Source organism: Gordonia heveisoli (genome assembly GCF_030315745.1).
In the GTDB taxonomy this organism is placed as follows: Bacteria; Actinomycetota; Actinomycetes; order Mycobacteriales; family Mycobacteriaceae; genus Gordonia.
Genome location: NZ_JASXSH010000006.1, coordinates 78401 through 96603, shown reverse-complemented (window position 1 = coordinate 96603; position 18203 = coordinate 78401). Strand labels below are relative to the sequence as shown.

17 protein-coding genes and 1 pseudogene are annotated in these 18203 nt (G+C 66.7%); 8 read left to right on the top strand and 10 right to left on the bottom strand.

What is annotated here, in order from left to right; genetic code table 11:
• Nucleotides 1–46 precede the first annotated feature (46 nt).
• Nucleotides 47–913, bottom strand: a complete 867-nt coding sequence (locus QSJ18_RS07285; protein ID WP_286325671.1) for a DMT family transporter — start codon at nucleotides 911–913, stop codon at nucleotides 47–49.
• A 128-nt stretch (nucleotides 914–1041) separates the two neighbouring features.
• Between QSJ18_RS07285 and QSJ18_RS07280 the strand changes: the two genes are divergently transcribed.
• The 4 genes from QSJ18_RS07280 to QSJ18_RS07265 are packed head-to-tail and all read left to right on the top strand — an operon-like array spanning nucleotide 1042 to nucleotide 4548.
• Nucleotides 1042–1317, top strand: a complete 276-nt coding sequence (locus QSJ18_RS07280) for a hypothetical protein (protein ID WP_286325670.1) — start codon at nucleotides 1042–1044, stop codon at nucleotides 1315–1317.
• Nucleotides 1314–1841, top strand: coding sequence for a SixA phosphatase family protein (locus QSJ18_RS07275; RefSeq protein WP_286325669.1), 528 nt, complete (start codon nucleotides 1314–1316; stop codon nucleotides 1839–1841). The genes QSJ18_RS07280 and QSJ18_RS07275 overlap by 4 nt, the downstream gene beginning before the upstream one ends.
• A 34-nt stretch (nucleotides 1842–1875) precedes the next feature.
• Nucleotides 1876–2478, top strand: a complete 603-nt coding sequence (locus tag QSJ18_RS07270) for a DUF4126 domain-containing protein (protein WP_286325668.1) — start codon at nucleotides 1876–1878, stop codon at nucleotides 2476–2478.
• 36 nt (nucleotides 2479–2514) lie between these two features.
• Complete coding sequence (locus tag QSJ18_RS07265; protein ID WP_286325666.1) at nucleotides 2515–4548, top strand: NAD(+) synthase; 2034 nt, start codon at nucleotides 2515–2517, stop codon at nucleotides 4546–4548.
• Here QSJ18_RS07265 and QSJ18_RS07260 read toward each other — a convergent pair whose 3' ends face one another.
• The 5 genes from QSJ18_RS07260 to QSJ18_RS07240 form a co-directional block, all read right to left on the bottom strand.
• A complete protein-coding gene (locus QSJ18_RS07260; protein ID WP_286325665.1) occupies nucleotides 4549–5247 on the bottom strand; it encodes a hypothetical protein in 699 nt (232 codons plus the stop codon). It abuts the gene before it with no gap.
• A 78-nt stretch (nucleotides 5248–5325) separates the two neighbouring features.
• Nucleotides 5326–6192: a hypothetical protein gene (locus QSJ18_RS07255; protein ID WP_286325663.1), complete on the bottom strand. Its 867-nt coding sequence runs from the start codon at nucleotides 6190–6192 to the stop codon at nucleotides 5326–5328.
• A gap of 220 nt (nucleotides 6193–6412) precedes the next feature.
• Complete coding sequence (locus QSJ18_RS07250) at nucleotides 6413–8038, bottom strand: HNH endonuclease signature motif containing protein (protein WP_286325662.1); 1626 nt, start codon at nucleotides 8036–8038, stop codon at nucleotides 6413–6415.
• 165 nt (nucleotides 8039–8203) lie between these two features.
• Entirely contained in the window at nucleotides 8204–9604 is a 1401-nt protein-coding gene (locus QSJ18_RS07245; protein ID WP_286325661.1) for a WS/DGAT/MGAT family O-acyltransferase, read from the bottom strand.
• A 189-nt stretch (nucleotides 9605–9793) separates the two neighbouring features.
• The gene (locus QSJ18_RS07240; protein ID WP_286325660.1) at nucleotides 9794–11338 is read right to left on the bottom strand and encodes a Tox-REase-5 domain-containing protein; all 1545 of its coding nucleotides are present in this window, start codon (nucleotides 11336–11338) and stop codon (nucleotides 9794–9796) included.
• Nucleotides 11339–11643: 305 nt separating this feature from the next.
• Here QSJ18_RS07240 and QSJ18_RS07235 point away from each other — a divergent pair, with 305 nt between their 5' ends.
• The gene (locus QSJ18_RS07235) at nucleotides 11644–11874 is read left to right on the top strand and encodes a hypothetical protein (protein ID WP_286325659.1); all 231 of its coding nucleotides are present in this window, start codon (nucleotides 11644–11646) and stop codon (nucleotides 11872–11874) included.
• Between the two features lie 18 nt (nucleotides 11875–11892).
• The gene (locus QSJ18_RS07230) at nucleotides 11893–12972 is read left to right on the top strand and encodes a 3-oxoacyl-[acyl-carrier-protein] synthase III C-terminal domain-containing protein (RefSeq protein WP_286325658.1); all 1080 of its coding nucleotides are present in this window, start codon (nucleotides 11893–11895) and stop codon (nucleotides 12970–12972) included.
• Between the two features lie 64 nt (nucleotides 12973–13036).
• Here QSJ18_RS07230 and QSJ18_RS07225 read toward each other — a convergent pair whose 3' ends face one another.
• On the bottom strand, nucleotides 13037–13636 hold the full coding sequence (locus tag QSJ18_RS07225) for a DUF3558 family protein (protein WP_286325657.1): 600 nt from the start codon (nucleotides 13634–13636) through the stop codon (nucleotides 13037–13039).
• Between the two features lie 283 nt (nucleotides 13637–13919).
• Entirely contained in the window at nucleotides 13920–14387 is a 468-nt protein-coding gene (locus tag QSJ18_RS07220) for a hypothetical protein (protein ID WP_286325802.1), read from the bottom strand.
• Between the two features lie 13 nt (nucleotides 14388–14400).
• Here QSJ18_RS07220 and QSJ18_RS07215 point away from each other — a divergent pair.
• Nucleotides 14401–14655, top strand: a pseudogene (locus QSJ18_RS07215) (hypothetical protein); the annotation flags it as partial.
• A 19-nt stretch (nucleotides 14656–14674) separates the two neighbouring features.
• On the opposite strand, the gene QSJ18_RS07210 reads toward QSJ18_RS07215, so the two are convergent.
• A complete protein-coding gene (locus QSJ18_RS07210) occupies nucleotides 14675–15523 on the bottom strand; it encodes a fibronectin type III domain-containing protein (protein ID WP_286325656.1) in 849 nt (282 codons plus the stop codon).
• Entirely contained in the window at nucleotides 15523–17490 is a 1968-nt protein-coding gene (locus QSJ18_RS07205; protein WP_286325655.1) for a serine/threonine-protein kinase, read from the bottom strand. Before QSJ18_RS07205 ends, QSJ18_RS07210 begins: the two co-directional genes overlap by 1 nt.
• A 148-nt stretch (nucleotides 17491–17638) precedes the next feature.
• On the opposite strand from QSJ18_RS07205, the gene QSJ18_RS07200 reads away from it, so the two are divergent.
• On the top strand, nucleotides 17639–18151 hold the full coding sequence (locus QSJ18_RS07200; RefSeq protein ID WP_286325654.1) for a nuclear transport factor 2 family protein: 513 nt from the start codon (nucleotides 17639–17641) through the stop codon (nucleotides 18149–18151).
• The last annotated feature ends 52 nt before the right edge of the window (nucleotides 18152–18203 follow it).

Below are 18203 nucleotides of genomic sequence, written 5' to 3'. Positions count from 1 at the left end.
CCCGACGACGAGAGATTCATCACAGCAGCCGTCTGACCCGATCGGGTCAGGCGGCTGACTGCTCTTCGGCGCACGCGGCCGATTCGGCCTCGATCTCCTCGCCGCGCACTGCGGACAGCTTCGCGAGTTCGACGACCGCCCGGATCATGACGGCCAGCACGATTCCGAGGAACAGTGCGGTCGGCACCGACACCGCCAGGCTCTCCCCCAGCAGCAGCACGCCGAGGACCATCGCGACCGCGGGTTCCATCACCGTCATCGACGGGAACGAGGTCTGTAGATCGCCTGCCCCGAACCCCTTCTGCTGGGCGACCACCGCGCACACCACCACCAGGACGAACAGATAGAGCTCCGGATTGGTCAGCGGCTTGAGGGTGGCTTCGGTGATCTGGTTGACCACAGCCTTGATGAGCAGCGCCGACACCCCGAACAGCGCGCCCGCGACCAGCCCGTAGAAGAGTGCCTTGTAATGCGACGACGTGATGCGCTCGGCGCAGTAGCCGAGGGCGAAGACACCGGCGACCAGCCCGCCGACAGTCCCCCACCACACCAGATCGTCGGCGCGACGATGAGTCGGGTCTGGGTGCGCGACCAGCAGGAAAGTCACCACACAGACCACCAGAACACCACCCCACGCCCACTCGACCGGTGCCGGATGCCGATGGTCGGCCCACGCCTCGAAGGGTAGGGCGAACAGCACGGCCAACACGATCAGCGGCTGGACCAGCAGGATCGTGCCGAGACCCAGTGCCGAGGCCTGCAGGGCGAATCCGGCCAGCGCGATCGCCGCCCCCAGCCACCAACCCGCCGTGACCGCGCCGCTGGCGCGTGAGGCGCGCTGCCGGAGCACGGTGCCACCTGCGATGAGCAGCGCGGCCAACACGGCCAGCAGCGCGGGAACCCAGGTATGCACGCTTACAGGCTACGGGCGCACCCGTGGGGACCGGCAACCGCAGTTGATCAACCGTTCGACATCGCACCGATGTCGCCCCGACGGTGTGGATCCCCCAACCTGTCGGTGGATCGACGTAGATTCTGACCATGCGATACCGGTCTGATCTGGAACGACTGACCACACTCGACGCCGCGACCATCGAACGGGCGTGTGCCGATCCGTCTGCCCTCCCCGGGCTGATCACCATCGCGGCCGATGAGAGCCTGGAGTTCGACATCCGGGCCGAGGAGGCCGAGGCCACCGGCGACGCGGACTACGCGGCATTCTGCGGACAGGAATCCGCGGCCTGGCGGGCGACCGTGACACTGTTGCGCACGATGGCGACCGCCGCGTCGATCCCCGCCGAACGGCGCAGTGCATGAGCGCGGCGGCAGGCGCCGATCATCGAGCGGTCGATGCCGCCGGGCGGCGGCTCGTGCTGTTGCGGCACGGCAAATCGGACTATCCGGCAGGTGTCGCCGATCATGGGCGTCCACTGGCCGAACGCGGTCGCCGTCAGGCCGCGCTGGCCGGGCGCTGGCTCGCGAATGAGGACATCCACGTCGACGCGGTGTTGTGCTCGACGTCGACGCGCACCCGGCAGACCCTCGACCGCACCGGCATCGACGCCCCGACCGTCTACCTCGACGACATCTATGGCGGCGGGCCGGCCCAGATCCTGGAGGCCATCCGGCTGCATGCGCCGGAACAGGCGCGCACCCTACTCGTCGTCGGACATGAACCCGGAATGCCAGACACCGCGCTGGCACTGGACCCAGCCGGAACCATCGACCGTTTCCCGACCAGTACCTACGCGGTCCTAGAGATCGGCGACGCGTGGTCGGAGTTGGGTCTGGCCGCAGTCGCCGACGCCCGGCTGATCGGTGTTCGCGTCCCGCGAGACTGACGGCGGGCGAACAGACGAGGGAGGCGAGGAATCGATGCTCGAACTGCTGACCGGAAGCGGCCTCGCGCTGGCCGCCGGGCTCAACGCCTACATACCGCTGATCGTGTTGGGTCTGGCCGGCCGCTACCTCGACTTCGTCGACCTGCCGTCGGCCGCGCAGTGGCTGTCCAACGGCTGGGTACTCGCGATTCTGACCGCACTGCTGGTGGTCGAGGTGATCGCCGACAAGATCCCGGTGGTCGACACCGTCAACGACTCCATCCAGACCGTGATCCGACCGACCGCAGGCGGCATCGCCTTCGGCACCGGCGCGGCGTCGGAGACGGCGGTGGTCACCGATCCGGCATCGTTCTTCAGCAGTTCTGCGTGGATCCCCATCGCTATCGGCGTGGTACTCGCCCTCGTCGTACACGGCACCAAGGCCCTCCTGCGGCCACCCGTCAACGCGGTCAGCGGTGGTGTCGGTGCGCCCGTGATGAGCAGCATCGAGGACGCGGGCAGCGTCGCATTGGCGTTGTTCGCCCTGCTGGCACCGGTTCTGGTGCTGGCGATGATCGTCGCTGTCGGCATCGCGGTGTGGCTCGGCTACCGTCGGCTGACCAGCCGCCGACACCGGCGCAGGACAGCGGTGACCTGACCGGACCGATCACGACGACCCACTAGGCTGACCGTTGTGTCCGTCCACAGTCAGGGATTCGTCCGCGTTGCGGGAGCCGTGCCGGTCGTCGCACTGGCCGATCCCGCCACCAACACCGACCGCACCATCGACCTGATGCGGCAGGCCGCCGCCGACGGTGCCGGCCTCGTCGTCTTCCCCGAACTCGGATTATGCGGCTATAGCGTCGACGACCTCGTGCAGCAGGACGCACTCCTCGACGCCTGCCGCGCCGGACTGGTCCGCATCATCGCCGCCAGTGCCGGGCTGCGGCCGCTGATCGCGGTCGGGCTGCCGCTGGTGGTCGGGGACGGACTGTTCAACTGCGCGGCCGTCATCCACGACGGCACCCTGCTCGGCGTCGCACCCAAGTCGTACGTGCCGAACTACCGCGAGTTCTACGAACAGCGCTACTTCTCGGCGGCCCGCGACGCCGTCGTCGATACCGTCATCATCGGCGACACCGAGGTCCCCTTCGGCAACGACCTCGTCTTCGAGGCACAGGACCTTCCCGGCTTCGCGCTGCACGTCGAGATCTGCGAGGACGGCTGGGTGCCGGTCCCACCGAGTACCTGGGCCGCACTCGGCGGCGCAACCGTCTTGGCCAACCTGTCCGGCAGTCCGGTCACCGTCGGCAAGGAGGGATACCGGAAGGCGTTGTGCACCAGCCATTCGGCCAAACTCGTCGCCGCCCACCTATACGTCGCGGCCGGCTACGGCGAGTCGACAACCGATCTCGCGTGGGATGCCGACGCCCTGATCAGTGAGAACGGCACCCTGCTGGCCCGCAGCGAACAGTTCGCGATGACCGACCAGATCATCAGCGCCGACGTCGATCTGGATCGCCTGCGCCAAGAGCGGATGCGCATGATCAGCCTGCGCGATCAGGCAGGCGACCATGGCGACCAGCTGAAATCGTTGCGGCGCATCCGGTTCAGCTTCGGTGAGCTGACCGACGACGACACCCTGCGCCGCGTGGTGCCCCGCTTCCCCTTCGTCCCGGCCGACTCGGCCGATCGCGACGAACGTTGCCGGGAAGTGCGCAACATCCAGGTCCAGGGTCTGGCCGCCCGGCTGCGCGCGACCGGGATCGACAAGATCGTCATCGGCGTATCCGGCGGTCTCGACTCCACCCTGGCCCTGCTGGTCGCGGTCGACGCCTTCGACCGGCTGGGGCTCCCGCGGACCAACATCCTGGCCTACACAATGCCCGGATTCGCCACCGGCACAGCCACGCTGCGACGCTCCCATGCGCTGATGGACTCACTCGGCGTCAACGGAACCGAACTCGACATCCGGCCGTCCTGCCTGCAGATGCTGGCCGATCTCAATCATCCGTTCAGCCACGGCGAACCGGTACACGATGTCACCTTCGAGAATGTGCAGGCAGGTGAACGCACGTCGAAGCTGTTCCGGCTGGCCAATCATCACGGTGGCATTGTCCTGGGCACCGGCGACCTGTCCGAGCTTGCCCTTGGCTGGTGCACCTACGGTGTCGGTGACCAGATGTCGCACTACAATGTGAACGGATCTGTCCCGAAAACCCTTATCCAGCACCTGATCCGGTGGATGATCGCGACCGGCGAGTACTCGGAGATCACCACCGCGACACTGGCCGAGATCCTCGACGACGTGATCACCCCCGAACTCGTACCGCCCGGCGAGGACGGCCGGGTCCAGAGCACCGAGGACACCGTCGGCCCCTACGAACTGCACGACTTCTTCCTCTACCACCTGACGCGCTTCGGCCACCGGCCCGGCAAGATCGCCTACCTCGCGCAGCAGGCGTGGGGTGACCGCACCCGCGGACCGTGGTCGGAGATGATCGCCGACGACCGGCGCAACGAGTACGACGCGCAGACCATCGACCACTGGCTTCAGGTGTTCCTGAAGCGCTTCATGGGCAACCAGTTCAAACGGACCGCGATGCCCAACGGCCCCAAGATCGGTTCGGGCGGTTCACTGTCGCCGCGCGGTGACTGGCGGTCGCCGTCGGATGCGTCGGCGCGGGTCTGGCTGGATGAGCTGGCCGGTCCCGATCGCGGGAACTGATCAGCGACGGTCGGCGGTCGCGGCGGCCAGCGCCGCGATGGCCGACCGCGTCCCAGACAGCAGCCTGCCCTGCGCCTCGGCGTCAAGCGCGGTACCCGCCCCGAGCACCGGGTCGTAGTCGATGCCGATGACGTCGGCGACCGATCCGGACACGACGTCGGTGAGCAGACTGTTCAGACCCGCCTGATCTGCGCTGGGAACCGGGCTGTTGATCACGACCACCGTGTGCTCCAGGACGCCGACCCGAGCCCACTCCGCGAAGATCATCCGGGCCCTGTTGAGCAGATCGGGTCGCGGACCGATCACGAGTACCGGAGTCAGATGCGGTAGCGGATCCTCGACCAGATCCGGTAGCAGCGTGAGTGCGTGCGCACCCGCGTCGACAACCGGGACGGCTCCGGAGTTCCACACTTGCACAACCGCTTCGGTGACCGGCGCACCGTCGGGTGCGATCCACAGCCCGGTGCCCGCACCCGTCCGCAACAGCTCCGGATCCCCACTACCGCGTAGACGGATCTCCAGGTCGCAGTCATTGCCGGATGCGTCGACCCACCATGATCCTTGACCGAGCGACGCTGCGGCGCGGCTTTCGGCCAGCAGCGCGGAGATGACCGATGTGCCGACACCCCCGGCGGTTCCGCAGACGATGACGGCATGTTCTGCTCGGGTGCGCGGGTCGCCCTGGCGTGCTTCGTTCATCGGTTCACGTGCCTTTCTCCCGAACCCACTGCATCGATCGATATCGGAACGCCGATCACTGCTGCCACCACGGAGCGGTCATCCGCGCGGCTTGATCGCGGTGATGTACATTCTGCCGTTCCGCTTCTCGGTGGTGATCAGCTGCGGGTAGACCACCGGCGCCGATCCCGGCGGAAATTCCGTCAGGTCCACCGCATAACGGTCGGGCCCGAGCTGCGTGATCTTGACGCAGTGCGTCGTGCCCGGCGGGATTTGGTCGATGTATGACTGCAGCGACGCCACATCGTTGGTTGCCTTGGGGGCCAACGGTTTCGCGGACCGCGCCGACCTCATCACATAGTAGGCGTAGTTGAAGGCCTTGATCACGCCCGCGCCGGAGGTCTGATCCCCCTGGTCGCGACCGGTGACCACCGAACCATCCACCGACGGGCAGGCATCGGCCGGCGGGGCCGCGGCGACCGACGGCGTGGTCGGCGCAGGTGGCGTGCTGGAGTCGTCTCCCCCACCCGCGACGACGATTCCGACGACGACCAACGCCACAACCGCCGCAGCCGCGACCAGCGCCGGGGGGCGGCGCCACCAGGGCAACGTCTCGTCGGGTGTGGCGCGTTGGGCGCGCATCTGCTTCTCGGCGCCGGCGAGGAACCCCTCCAGGTCGCCGGCGGGCCGTTCCGGTGGCGCCGACGCCGAGGTGACCGTGGGAATCTTCGAGGTCGCCGTGACATCGTCGGGGAGCCGGATGGGGCCGGACCCTCCCGGCACACGGATCGGACCGGATGTACCGCCCGGCACCCGGATCGGGCCAGAGATGCCGGGCGTGGGTGCCTGCGTCGAGCCGGGCACATGCGTGCGGCGAAGATGCGCAGCCAAGTCGGCGATCGGTGTGGTGGCGGCCGCCGACGACGCGGGCACGTCGTCAAACCACAGCGACGTATTGGACACCACCGGTCGATCCCCCACCCTTCCGCGTCTGGCCAACGCTCCTCCCATGGTTGCACGACTGCGGCGTCGGGCCGATATCCGGAGGTCGTGGAGCTATCGAATGCGATCCAGCTCACTGGCCGGGTGTGCGAGTCCAGCACGACCTTCGTACCGGATCGGGACTGGCCAAGGCCTCGGCAGTGCACCGCGAACAACGCCGTCCGCGTTCCGACGTCACCGGGCATCACCTATCCCCGGTCGTTCCGTCGGTACGACGTCGGTTCAGGACGATCGCCAACGCCAGCCGTGACTCGACGATCGAAATCGGCGGCGGTATGACTTCGGCGTAGTCGTATCGGTCGCTTGCCCCTGCCGGAGGTTCCCGGCCGGCTTCGCCAGAGTGTGCCGGACCGTGAATCCTGGTGCGCACCTGGCTCAGTCGTTGGTGGTAGATGCGCCCGACGTCGGGTAGCCGGTGAACCCGAGCCGGATTCGGCGGCGCCCCGGGTGAACCATTGCGCCGCCACCAGGTGCGACCGGCATCGGGGCCGGCCAGATGCACTCCGGTGGTGTAGTCGCCCGGCCGGTCGCTGACCATCCGATTGTGTTTTGGGCAGGCCGGGGCCAGTTCGGTGATGTCGGTGAGACCGCCTTTGGCGAAGTCGAGTTTGGAGTGATGCATCTCCACCTGCGTCGCGGGCTGGTCACAGCCCGGTGCGGAACAATATTCGCCGCCCGGCCGGGCGAAGGAGGCCAGGCGCTGTCCGGTGGAGGCGAAGCGTCGGCCGCGGCCGAGGAACAGGGGCACACCGGCGGCGTCGTCGAATACCGACAGCCACGGTTGTGCTTGCGCGGCCAGCCGGATCACGTCGGAGATCGGCAGCAACGAGCCGGTAGCCGTTACCCCGACACCGGCGTGGCGGCACAAATCCTCGAAGTCCACCTTGATGATCAGCTGCACAGGCAACCCACGATGCGTTTTCCCCAACAACCCGTCTTCGAGGACCGCCTTCAACAGGGCACGCAGCGCATCGTGGTTGCGTTGCGCCTGCGACCGAGCGTCCCGGTCGGCGGCGGCTTTGCGCGCTTCGGCGTCGGTATGCTCCTCCGCCCCCCACGGCGAGTCGGGATCGTCGGGGTTGTTGAGGCCGGGTTTGGCCCACGCCGCCAACGCAACTTCGAGCAGCCCACGGGTTTCCGGGTCCAGATGGCCGGTGAGCTTAGACATCTTGTCCACCCCCTGCCGGTTGAGCCAGAGGTTGCGGCGACGCTTGCGATCCCGATCGTTGACGAGGTCGCCGTCGGGATCGAGATGGGCGAGCAACCGGGCGCCCAACTGTCCGATCTCGGCCGGGGTGTGTTTGCCCGCCAACTCCGCGACGGTCTCTTGCGCGGCAAGCTTCCTGTCGTGCTCCACCGCGACCGGAATCGCGTCCAGCACATCCACGGCGGTGCGCACATGTGCATACCCCACCGCACCCTCGGCAAAGGCTGCGGCGAGCGCCGGATACTTTGCTTCGGCGGGCCTGCCGTCGAGCTGACGGAACTGCGCCGTGGCCTTCATCTGCGCTCGGCGTCGGCCCGGATCCGATACGCGCAGTTCGATATTCAGAAAGTTCGACAACGACCGGTACCCCATCGCGCGTGGCAGACCACGATCGGAGATCTCCACGAGTTGGCGATCGCCGGCATGGACGAGCCGATTCATCGCCTTCTCGTGCGCGCGCGCCACCTCTACCAGTTCCGCGTCGGTGCAGCGGGACAGATCCGTGGCGGCCAGCCGATCAATGAGGGCATGCAGGCTGGCCACCAATTCGGCAGCTTCCGAACGATTCTCGCCGGATTCGTACTCATCGTTCGGCTCTCCCACTGCGACTTTTCCCACTGCGACTTCTTCCACTGCAACCACCCCCTATTTCTCGAACACATGTTCGATACTACCGGAAGGAGGGCCACTCGGCAGGAAAACAGTCAGGTTGTGGATGACAGCGGCCGTGAGAGACCGGCGGCGCACCGCCGCCGACCAGTTCCCTGGTCAGTCGCAGGCGGCCAGCAGTTGTTTGAGCTGATCGTCGAAGGCGTCGGCGATGGCATCGGTGTCGGGGGTCTGATCGGCACAACCCACCACCCCGACATTGAGGTGTCCGTCGGCGGAGAACACAGTGATATTGAGTCCCAGGCCCTGGAATATCGGCCCCAGCGGGTACACCCCGGTCACCTTGGCCCCGAGGAAGTACATCGGATAGTTCGGCCCCGCGACATTCGAGATGAGGACGTTGAACACCGGCGGATGCAGCGTCGCCAGCTTGCGGTCACCGTAGAGCTTCATCAGCGTCGACATGGTGGTGCCCGGTGCGAACTGCGCCCATCCGCGCAGGATGTTCGCATCGATCTCGGCGTGGTGCTCCTTGGACTTGCGGCTCAGCTCGACCGTGCGCTCGATGCGCTCGGCCGCATCCTCGATGTCGGTCGGTAGGACGGTGAACATCCCGGTGACCTTGTTCGTGCCCTCGACCATCAGACTGGCGTCGTCGGCGTCGTGCACCGAAACCGGGATCATGCCGACCAGCGGCTGATCGGGAAGCTCACCACGTTCTTCCAGATACGTGCGCAACGCACCGCCGACGATGGCCAGCACCACGTCGTTGATCTTGACGCCGAAGTGATTCTTGACGCGCTTGACATCGTCGAGCGACAACTGACTGAGCGCGATGCTGCGATGCGGGGTGATGGGTCCGTTGAACCGGGTGCGCGGCGCGCGGAACGGCGCGGGCATCGCGGTGTCCTCCCGTGCCCGCCGCAGCCAGCCGATCGGGACGCCGACGGTCTGCGGGACCAGTTTCGCCATCGCGACCGGACGACCCAGAAGATAGTTGACCGCACCGGTGACCGCGATCGACGTCCGGGAGAACGGTCCGGCCGTCTCCCGCACCTTTTCCGGGTCCAGGTCGGGCGCCTCGGGTGTCAGCGTGCACAGCTGGGCGAGCATCTCGGCGCTGGTGACACCGTCGGTACCGGCGTGATGCATCCGCAGCATGGCGGTGATCCGGCCGCCGGAAACGCCCTCGATGATCCACAGCTCCCACAGCGGCTTGCCACGGTCGAGGGTCTGCCCGGCCAGGTGGCCGACCAGCTCGGTCACCTCCGCCGCCCCGCCCGGCGCCGGCACCGCGACCCGGTGAACGTGCCGTTCGATGTCGAAGTCCTCATCCTCGATCCACACCGGGTGATCGATGTTGAGAATCGAGTTGTCGAGTTTGCGGCGGAACGCGGGCATGCCGGCGATACGTCGTTTGAGCTCGTCGCGCATCTTGGTGAACGAGTAGCCACCGGGCACCGTCGACGGATCGATCTCGATCAACCCGATCACATGCATCAACTGCGACCTGGTCTCCAGATACAGGAACGACGCGTCCAGTCCGCTCAGTCGTTGCATGCCACCACTCCTCAATGAGTCCGTCCCGATCGCGGGACCCTTCCATCATGCCGCAGGAGTCAGCGGGAATCGCACTTTCTGCGCCCACCCGAGCGTCTGCACGAGGTCGATTCGGCGATATCGGACAAGCGGCGAGCTGGGACAGCGACCTCGCGGCGGCGGGTCGACGAATGCGGACTCAGCCCGACATCACGGCGCCGGAGGTATTACGACGATCTCGACACCGGTCACCTGGTTGTCGGCCAAGAGTTTCTTCATCGCATCAGCAGATCGCTGCTCGGCGAATACCCAGCGAACCGGGTGTTCGCCGGCCGCCGTTCGTGCCCGCCTCGCCCGTTCCACGAGGTCGTTGGTTCCTGCCCACTGCGGGTCGAAAGTGCCGTCGGGCAGCAGATGCGCGTCATATCCCGGCGCGGCCGCCACCAGCAGCGTCCCGTCAGGCTCCATCCCGTCGAACGGGAAGTCTCCCACCATGTAGACGAATCCCGAAGGCGCACCGGTGATCTGACTATTGTATGAACGCGCCGCGGGGGACCTCTTATACCCGCCCGGATACCAGTGTCCGGGTGCGGCGGTGGCGATCTGGCGGCCTCGCCCGACGGCCTCGATGATCACGTTGACGTCCTTCTCCACATGTGCCGCAATCGCGAAGTTGCTGTCCGCTTTGTAGCGGATCAACTCGGTGCGCGGGCTTGCGTAGACGAACGGGCACGACGAGACCCCGCGCCCGTTGATCGGCATCTCGATGGTGCGGGCACAGGTTCCCACCGGCACGCCGTTCACCGACATCGTGGACGTCTGACGGACGGTCACCGTGCCCCGGTCGGCGCCCTCCACCCTGTTGCCGAAGCTGTACTCCAGTAGGCAGTAGGTCGGCGCACAACTGGCGAGTCGGCCCGACGGCTTCGGAATGTCCACCATCGGCGCCGGCACCCGTGACAGCAGGTCCTTGAGGCCCTCTACCGTCGAATAGTAGGTCGTCACATCATGTTTGGTCGCCAAGGTGACCTTGAGCCGGGTGGTCGTCACGGGTTGTGTCCCACCGGCCCGACCGAGGGGGCCGGAAATCCCGACCAGGACCCCGTCCGGACCGAAGTCGAAGGTGTTCTCGCCCACGTGTATCGCCCGTCCGCCATCATCTCGGGCGTCACTGCTGACCTGCTGCGGGTCGAGGCGTGAGACCACCCGTGCGTCGGGGAGTTGCGCACCCTCCGTCGGCGGATCCGTGTCAGACTCGGCGAGTCGATCGTCCACCGAGCTGAGAGCGAGCCGCGAAGGCCGCAATGTCTGGCCTAGGTCGACGCCCAGGAAACCGCGCGGAACGAGAGCCCACTTGTCCGCGGCGGCGGCCGCGTCGACGCGGACCGTCTCCGACCGCGGCAGCGACATCCAGAACGATGCGCCGGCTTTGACGTAGGCGGCATCTCCGATCTGCAGATAGTCGAAAGTCTGGCCGTCGGCGGCGACCTGCCCCTGAACATCGCCGGCTGCGGTCACCACCAGATCACGCACCCGCGTCGTCGCGCCGCCGACGATGACGTCCCCGGTGTATCGGGCGCCTGGCGCGCCGGCGAGTGCGGTCGCCGCAGCGGCGACCTGCGCCTGGTCGCGGGTGGCCTGGTTGGCAATCCCGGATCCGTCATTCGACTGTGCGACGACGCCGGTCAGGACGAGCACGGATAAGACGACGAAGCCGATCAGCGAAGTGGCGAAGAACGCCAAGGCAGTACGCACGATTTCCTCCCCAACACACAGATACCGACGCATCCGGGTATCGGCGGGCAGATCTTCCCCCGCTGAGCAGCCCCCGCTGTGATCGGCAATACCCTTCCGTGTTGCTAACCTACATGCGGGTTCGAGGCCGCTGCACGGCGCGCTGTCATCAGGGGGATGGATACCGACACCGCGAGTGAACTCATCGGGGGGCGGATACCGGGACCTCTCGAAGGTGCTCGCCGCGTGCCGATACGGACGCGTTACGCGGGGCCATCGCCGACGGACTCGCGGCCGTCGCACCGACTGCACCCTCGACCATCCTGTTGCGTGAGCTCGGAGCAGCACGCCAGTTGGGCGCCCTGACGACCCTGCTGCCGGCATACACCGACTGGATGACGGATGGGCTCGACGGTCCGCTGCGACAGTCGATCCGCGCGCTCGTCGAGAGCGAGGCGATCCCCGCCGATTTGCTGGGGTTGGCGCAGATGGCCGGCGCCGCGCTGTCCGACAGGTCCGTTCCCGACGATGGACCCGATGTGGCCCTGCGGTTCTGAGGCGAGCGGGGCCGGGAAATGCGTTGCGACAACATCTTCCTCGATTCGATAGGCACCTATCTGCCGCAGTCGCGACCGTTGGACGATGTTCGCGCGGCCGGGCTGGTTGACGAACGTGAAGCGGCCGAGTGGCCGTGGACCGGGGTCGCCGAGGCCGGGGCGATCAGTCCACCGGATATGGCGGTACAGGCCGGTCGGGAAGCGATGCTGGTCAGCTCGGTGCCGACGCACTGTTTCCGAATGCTCATCCACGCGGGGAGTGTCTACCAGGGCAGCGTCATGTGGCCGTTGCACCACTACATCCAGCGCCACACGATCGGTGACACCGGTACCGCGCTGGAGATCCGTCAGGCGTGTAGTGGCGGGATAGCGGCATTGCAGCTCGCCGCTTCGGCGCTGACCGCACAGCGGGGTGCGGGTGCGGTGCTGGTGACCGGCGCCGACAACCACTATTGGTTCGACCGCTTCGATTGGCTGCGCCATCACCTGGCCCACAACAGATCGGTGGCGCTGTTGGGTGATGCGGGACATGGGATCGTCGTCACCAACACTGGCGGTTTCGCTTCGCTGGATTCGATTGCGACCGGTTCGGTCCCCGAGTTCGAGGAGGCGTTTCGGCTTCCGGGACAACAGTTTCCGGTGTCGACGTCACCGCCCACCCCCGATGAGGTCCGTGCGGTGACCGCGGCCGCGGGTCGGCATCCGCAGTGGCTGCGGGTACTCAGCTTCACCGCTGCCCGGACGGCGCTGGCGACCGCTCAGCAGGCCCTCGATGATGCCGGGGTGACCGCATCCGATGTCACCTACTACTTGCCGGGATTCATGGCGGGCGCAGGTATCGCCGACCTGATCACCCGTAGGCTCGGCGTTGCTGTTCCCGACGGTCTACAGGACTTCGGTCGTACCGTCGGGCATCTGTCGGTCAGCGACCACGCCATCGGCATCGCCCATCTCAGCGAACTCGGACTGCTGCGCCCCGGTGCGCGGCTACTGATCGGCGCTACCGGCTTCGCCGCATCAATGGCTTACGCGGTCATCACTATTCACGACCAACCACGCGCCCGGTTGGCGCGCCCAGTAAGGGTGCCCTGCGAATAGCGCTCGCGGACGGTTCCTACTCACGAGCGTGGAACTATTGCGAATTGGCCACCTCAGATCGCTGTCAGGCCGGCGCCAAAGCCCGCACCTGCTCCGCCCACCTTTTCGCCAAACCACAATTATCCACGCGACTATCATCATCATCAGAACCAATCCCCACAATAATCAAACCCGTCGAGGTCCCCCACGCCACATTACATTCCTCACTAAATTCATACCCCTTGATATGCAAAAAAATTGCACGCTTACCACCGACCGTGGTCTCGGAAATCCCGTAATATTTCGGGCTCGCCAACATCTGATCAAACGACGAGCGCGCCGAGATAACGTGACCACCGTACGTGCCGCTCGTCCACAACGGCGTGCCCCACTGACACGACACCGCAACCGGAGGTTGCGCGTCACAAAGCTCGGCCGGCGTCTCGAACTGCATCGACGCCGCCACCGAATCCGGCAACGACTTCGGATTCCACAACTGATCCACCGACACCGGATTCTCACTCATCGGCACCGTCAACGTCCCCTCCGGACCCACCACCGACCGCGACGACACCACCACCGACGACGACCCACCCGCCGACGAATCACCACCCCCACCACCAGAAACCATCACCACAGCCACCACCACCCCCACAACAACCAACACCGCCACCACCACAACCACCCACGGCCACCCCCGCCACGACCCACCCGACGGCGACCCAGACACACCACCACCCGACAGCCCACCAAACACCGGTGGCTGCAACCCATAACCCGCAACCTGACCCGGCCCAGACCACTGCTGACCACCCGACGGCGGCACCGCCCCAGACCACTGCTGACCACCCGACGGCGGTATCACCGGACCACTCACCACAAACCCCCTTCAGCCACCCCGACGCTCCCGAATCGCCGCGACCACGCGCCCAATCGAAGCATCCAGAACGGTCCGCATACCAGCAGCGTCAACAGACAGCCACCCTCTCTCGGACACCACGTAGCGACCATAGTCGGCGTAATCGGCCCCACACCACACGCGGCAACGCCGGGTCGAGTAGCCGCTCGACATCACGCCCATCGCGCACCTGCAGAAACCCCGACGACACACAGTCCGCGGACACGATCGGATGATCGGGCCGCTCAACCTCGTTCTCATCGAACAGCGAGCCGCCAACCCGCGCACCAGCATCCGCATCAACCAGCAGGTCACCCGCAGATGCGGTGGCCCGCACTGCCGGGAGCGCACCCACGATCGCCCTACCCAGATCCACCGCCGGAATCGCATAAACCTCGATCGGCCCCGATGCCGCAGGCAGGTCATCGCACCACTGCACCGCGACGAACCCGAAATCCTGGCGTCGCACCGCATTGATCCGAACCGACCGCCCAGCGGGATTGCGCTCCGGCGACGGATCGCCGGCCGCGGCCTCCACCCGCACACGTCGGGCTTACACACTCATCCAGACCGGACTGTCCGGAGGGGACCCCTTCGGCCGCGAAGCCGTGGATACACTGCTCGCAAGGATCGAGAACGACCGAGATCGCCTGGTCATTGAAGCGGCTGAGGAGGAACGCGAATACCGGCTCACCACAGGCGAGATCGGTATCGGCGATCTCGACGAGCAAGCACTTCGGCGGATTGTGGCGACCGATATCGCCACCGCCCTGGACAATGTCCTGGGCATGATCCGCACCGCCTGAGCCCTTCTCCGATGAGAGGTCAGCCGCTCTGGACAGGCATCCGATTCGCGAATTCGACGATTTGGCCGACCGTCATCTTCTCGAAGGTCGACACGATGACGATCACCGACAGTTCGTGCGCGGGATCGTCGGCGATCTTCAGCATCGCCCGGCCCTGCTCGGTGTCGACGACGCCGGTGCCGTGACTCCATCTGATCGGCTGCCCGGTCGGCGCGTAGGCGGTGAAGCTGCGGTTGACGGCGTCCTTGCTGGCGAACCAGAACACGCCGAAGGCGTTCCGGTAATTCGATGTCGCACAACGAATCCGCATCACCGTCTGCAGATCACCGGACCCGGTCTGCGACGGTCCGCGCTCGGACTCGGCACCGTTGAGCATCCAGACGCACTGCGCACCCTCCCAGGCGATCTCGTCGGGGGCCTGCGGCAACAGCACCGGATACTGCGCCATGAGTGGCGCATAGAGCCCCCATCCGGGGCCCGCGCTGACCTCGACGGGGGCACTGGGCGGGGAAACGATGCCGTGCCGAATCGCGAGCACTCGATAGATGTTCTTGCCCTCGGTGACGGTCGCGTCGATCCCGTGGGGCGCCGGGCCGCTGTAGACGACTCGATCACCACGCAGCAGTTGGTACGAATCGGCGTCGGCAACCGCATCCCACGTGGCCTCGACCTGCCCGGTCAACGCCTTCAATTGCAGGTTTTCCGGGGTTTCGGGGCCGTCCGCGCCGGTGACCGCTCGCGTGATGAGGTAACCCGCGACCAGGGCCACGACCGCGAGACCCGCAATGGCCGAGATCAGGAGCCAACGCGGGCGGCGCGACGCCCGAGCCGTCGGGCCCGCCGGATGGGTGATGGAGAAGTCGGACATCAGATCGGCAACCTCGCCAGCACTGCGGCCGCATCACGTGCGCTCCCACCGGGGACGGCCACCACCAGGTAGGTGCGATCACGGGGGCCCGCACCGAACGTGACGATCGCCGAACCACCCTCGGAGGCGGTGTCATCCAGATAGCGGGTCGCCGCATTGCCCTGCGCCGTCGTGTACGGCTCGGCCCGTAGCCGCCGGGTTGCCAACCGGGCACTCGCCGCAGCCTCGGTCGCGTCCGCGTAGCCGTAGATCTTCACCGAGTACACGTCGAGCCGGTCACTGCCGGGCTTTCGTTTGTGGCACAGCATCGACTTCTCGGTGGTGTCGAATGCGAGATTGCCTCCATCGCCCGAACAGGACAGTTCGTCGAAGCCGTTGGTGCTGAGCGGGCTCGTCGGCACCAGATCGGGGTACAGGTCCGCAATCCATTGCAGTCCGCGCCAGGTCAGGAACACCTTCACCGCGTCCGAGCGCAGCGAGAAATCCGATCCCGGGACCGAGTCACTGCGCGCGGCAACGGTATACGTGTAGCTACCGGGCAACGGGAGTGGTGCGCGGAAGCTGTTGCCCGCACCGGCGTAGATCTCGATGTCGTTCTGCTTCACCACATATGAGGTCGCGCCGTCGACACGATTCCAGGAGACCTCGACGTACTCGGTGGCCACCGTGACATCGGGACGATCCGGCGCCGCCAGATGTTTGGACGACCGCTGCACCACTGCGATACCCACCCCGAGCGCCGCCGCGACCAACACGACCACCGCGCCGATCGCGACAAGTCGACGGCCGGCGATGCGGGCGGCGGGCTGCGGATTCGCCGGCTGTACCCCGACGTTCGGCTGGGTGACCACCGGATATCCGGCCGAGGGCATCCGCGGGTTCGAGACGTGCGCACCCGGCGCCGCACCGGGACCGCCGCCGAAGGTTGCCGCCGGACCCGATTGCGAGGCGACCGAACGCAATACGTCGCCCTGAGACGCACCGGAGTAGGCGGGCCGGGCGGGCACCACACCCGGCCCTCCCCCAGGCCGTCCGGGACCACCGGCCGGCGACGAGGGCCGACGGCCGCCACCCGGTTTCACCGGTGGTGGGGGCGGTGTGGGCACCGGGCCGACCAGGGTGTTGCGCGAGTCGAAGGCAGCACCGAACGCCTCGGCGAAGTCGCCTGCGGTCTGGAAACGTCGCGCGGGGTCCTTGGCGATGGCGCGGATGAGCACAGCGTCCACCGCCGGCGGCAACGTCGGGTTGCGCAAGGTGGCCCGTGGCGGATCGTTGAACATATGCGCGGTCATCAGGCCGTGGAGCGAAGGCGCATCGAAGGGCGGTGTGCCGGTGAGCAATTCGAAGGCTGTCGCACCGAGTGAGTAGGTGTCGCTACGCGCGTCGACCCGCTTGCCCTCGATCTGTTCGGGCGACGAATACAGCATCGTGCCGACCGTCGTACCCGCGCCGGTCAGCGCGGTCACCTCGTCGAGCGCCTGGGCGATGCCGAAGTCGGTCAGTTTGATCGCCTCGGGTTTGAGCGGATCGGCGCCAGGTGTGACGAGGATGTTCGCCGGTTTGATGTCGCGGTGCATGATGCCGCGACGATGCGCGGCGTCGAGCCCGGCAGCGACGCCGTTGACGATCTGCACGACCAGCCGCGGATCGAGTGCCCCATGCTCCTCGATCAGCTGCCCGGCGTCGGTTCCCGCGACGAACTCCATCGCGATCCAGAGCCGTCCGTCGACGACGCCGCGGTCGAACACGGAGACGATATTCGGGTGATGAAGCGGGGCGACGATGTCGGCCTCCCGCTCGAACCGGGCCCGGAACACCGGATCGGCCCCGTGGGCGGATCGCAGGACCTTGATGGCGTCAGCACGCGGCAACCGGGGGTGGGCCGCCTGGTAGACCTCCCCCATACCGCCATGTCCGAGCATCCCGAGTACGCGGTATCCCGCGATCAGGTCCCCAACCTGGTACATGTTCCGATCGATCCTGACTGTGCTGCGCCGCAGGAGGTCACCCTCCGGGTCGGCTCGTCCGAAATGCTACCCATCCGCCCTCGTCCGGGGCGAAACTTGAACGAGCCGGAATCGCCCAGAAAACTAGAACACGTTCTACTATCGGGATATGGAACACCCCTTCTCAACGGCCGAACTCGAGACCGCATTCGCCGATTTCCAGCAGACCGTCGCCGAGATCGCGGTCAGCGGCGACTGGGATCGCTACGCCGACATGTTCACCCCCGACGCCGAGTACATCGAGCACGCCCTCGGCACCATGAACGGCCGGGAAGAGATCCGAGCCTGGATCTGGAAGACCATGACGGCATTCCCGGGCAGCCACATGACCGGCTTTCCCGCACTCTGGCACGTCGTCGACGCCCCGACCAGCCGCGTAATCTGCGAGGTCGACAATCCGATGCGCGACCCGGGCGACGGGTCGGCGATCACCGCGACCAACATCACCATCCTCACCTACGCGGGCGACGGCCTGTGGTCGCGGGAAGAGGACATCTACAACCCGCTGCGCTTCGGCATCGCCGCCATGCGGTGGTGTCGGCGCGCCGAGCAGGCGGGCACCCTCGACGAACCGGCGATGGAGTGGATGACCACCACCGGAGCCATGTTCGCGCGCGGTTGAGGCCGGCCCAGACGGTCCGCGACCGCCGCCTCACGCACGTGAACGCGACGAC

Bases quoted from the DNA above. Each gene is read 5' to 3' on its own strand.
- QSJ18_RS07200 (WP_286325654.1), top strand. From the start codon at position 17,639: ATGGAACACCCCTTCTCAACGGCCGAACTCGAGACCGCATTCGCCGAT.
- QSJ18_RS07280 (WP_286325670.1), top strand. From the start codon at position 1,042: ATGCGATACCGGTCTGATCTGGAACGACTGACCACACTCGACGCCGCG.
- QSJ18_RS07230 (WP_286325658.1), top strand. From the start codon at position 11,893: ATGCGTTGCGACAACATCTTCCTCGATTCGATAGGCACCTATCTGCCG.
- QSJ18_RS07275 (WP_286325669.1), top strand. From the start codon at position 1,314: ATGAGCGCGGCGGCAGGCGCCGATCATCGAGCGGTCGATGCCGCCGGG.
- QSJ18_RS07245 (WP_286325661.1), bottom strand. From the start codon at position 9,604: ATGCAACGACTGAGCGGACTGGACGCGTCGTTCCTGTATCTGGAGACC.
- QSJ18_RS07210 (WP_286325656.1), bottom strand. From the start codon at position 15,523: ATGTCCGACTTCTCCATCACCCATCCGGCGGGCCCGACGGCTCGGGCG.
- QSJ18_RS07270 (WP_286325668.1), top strand. From the start codon at position 1,876: ATGCTCGAACTGCTGACCGGAAGCGGCCTCGCGCTGGCCGCCGGGCTC.
- QSJ18_RS07205 (WP_286325655.1), bottom strand. From the start codon at position 17,490: ATGTACCAGGTTGGGGACCTGATCGCGGGATACCGCGTACTCGGGATG.
- QSJ18_RS07260 (WP_286325665.1), bottom strand. From the start codon at position 5,247: ATGAACGAAGCACGCCAGGGCGACCCGCGCACCCGAGCAGAACATGCC.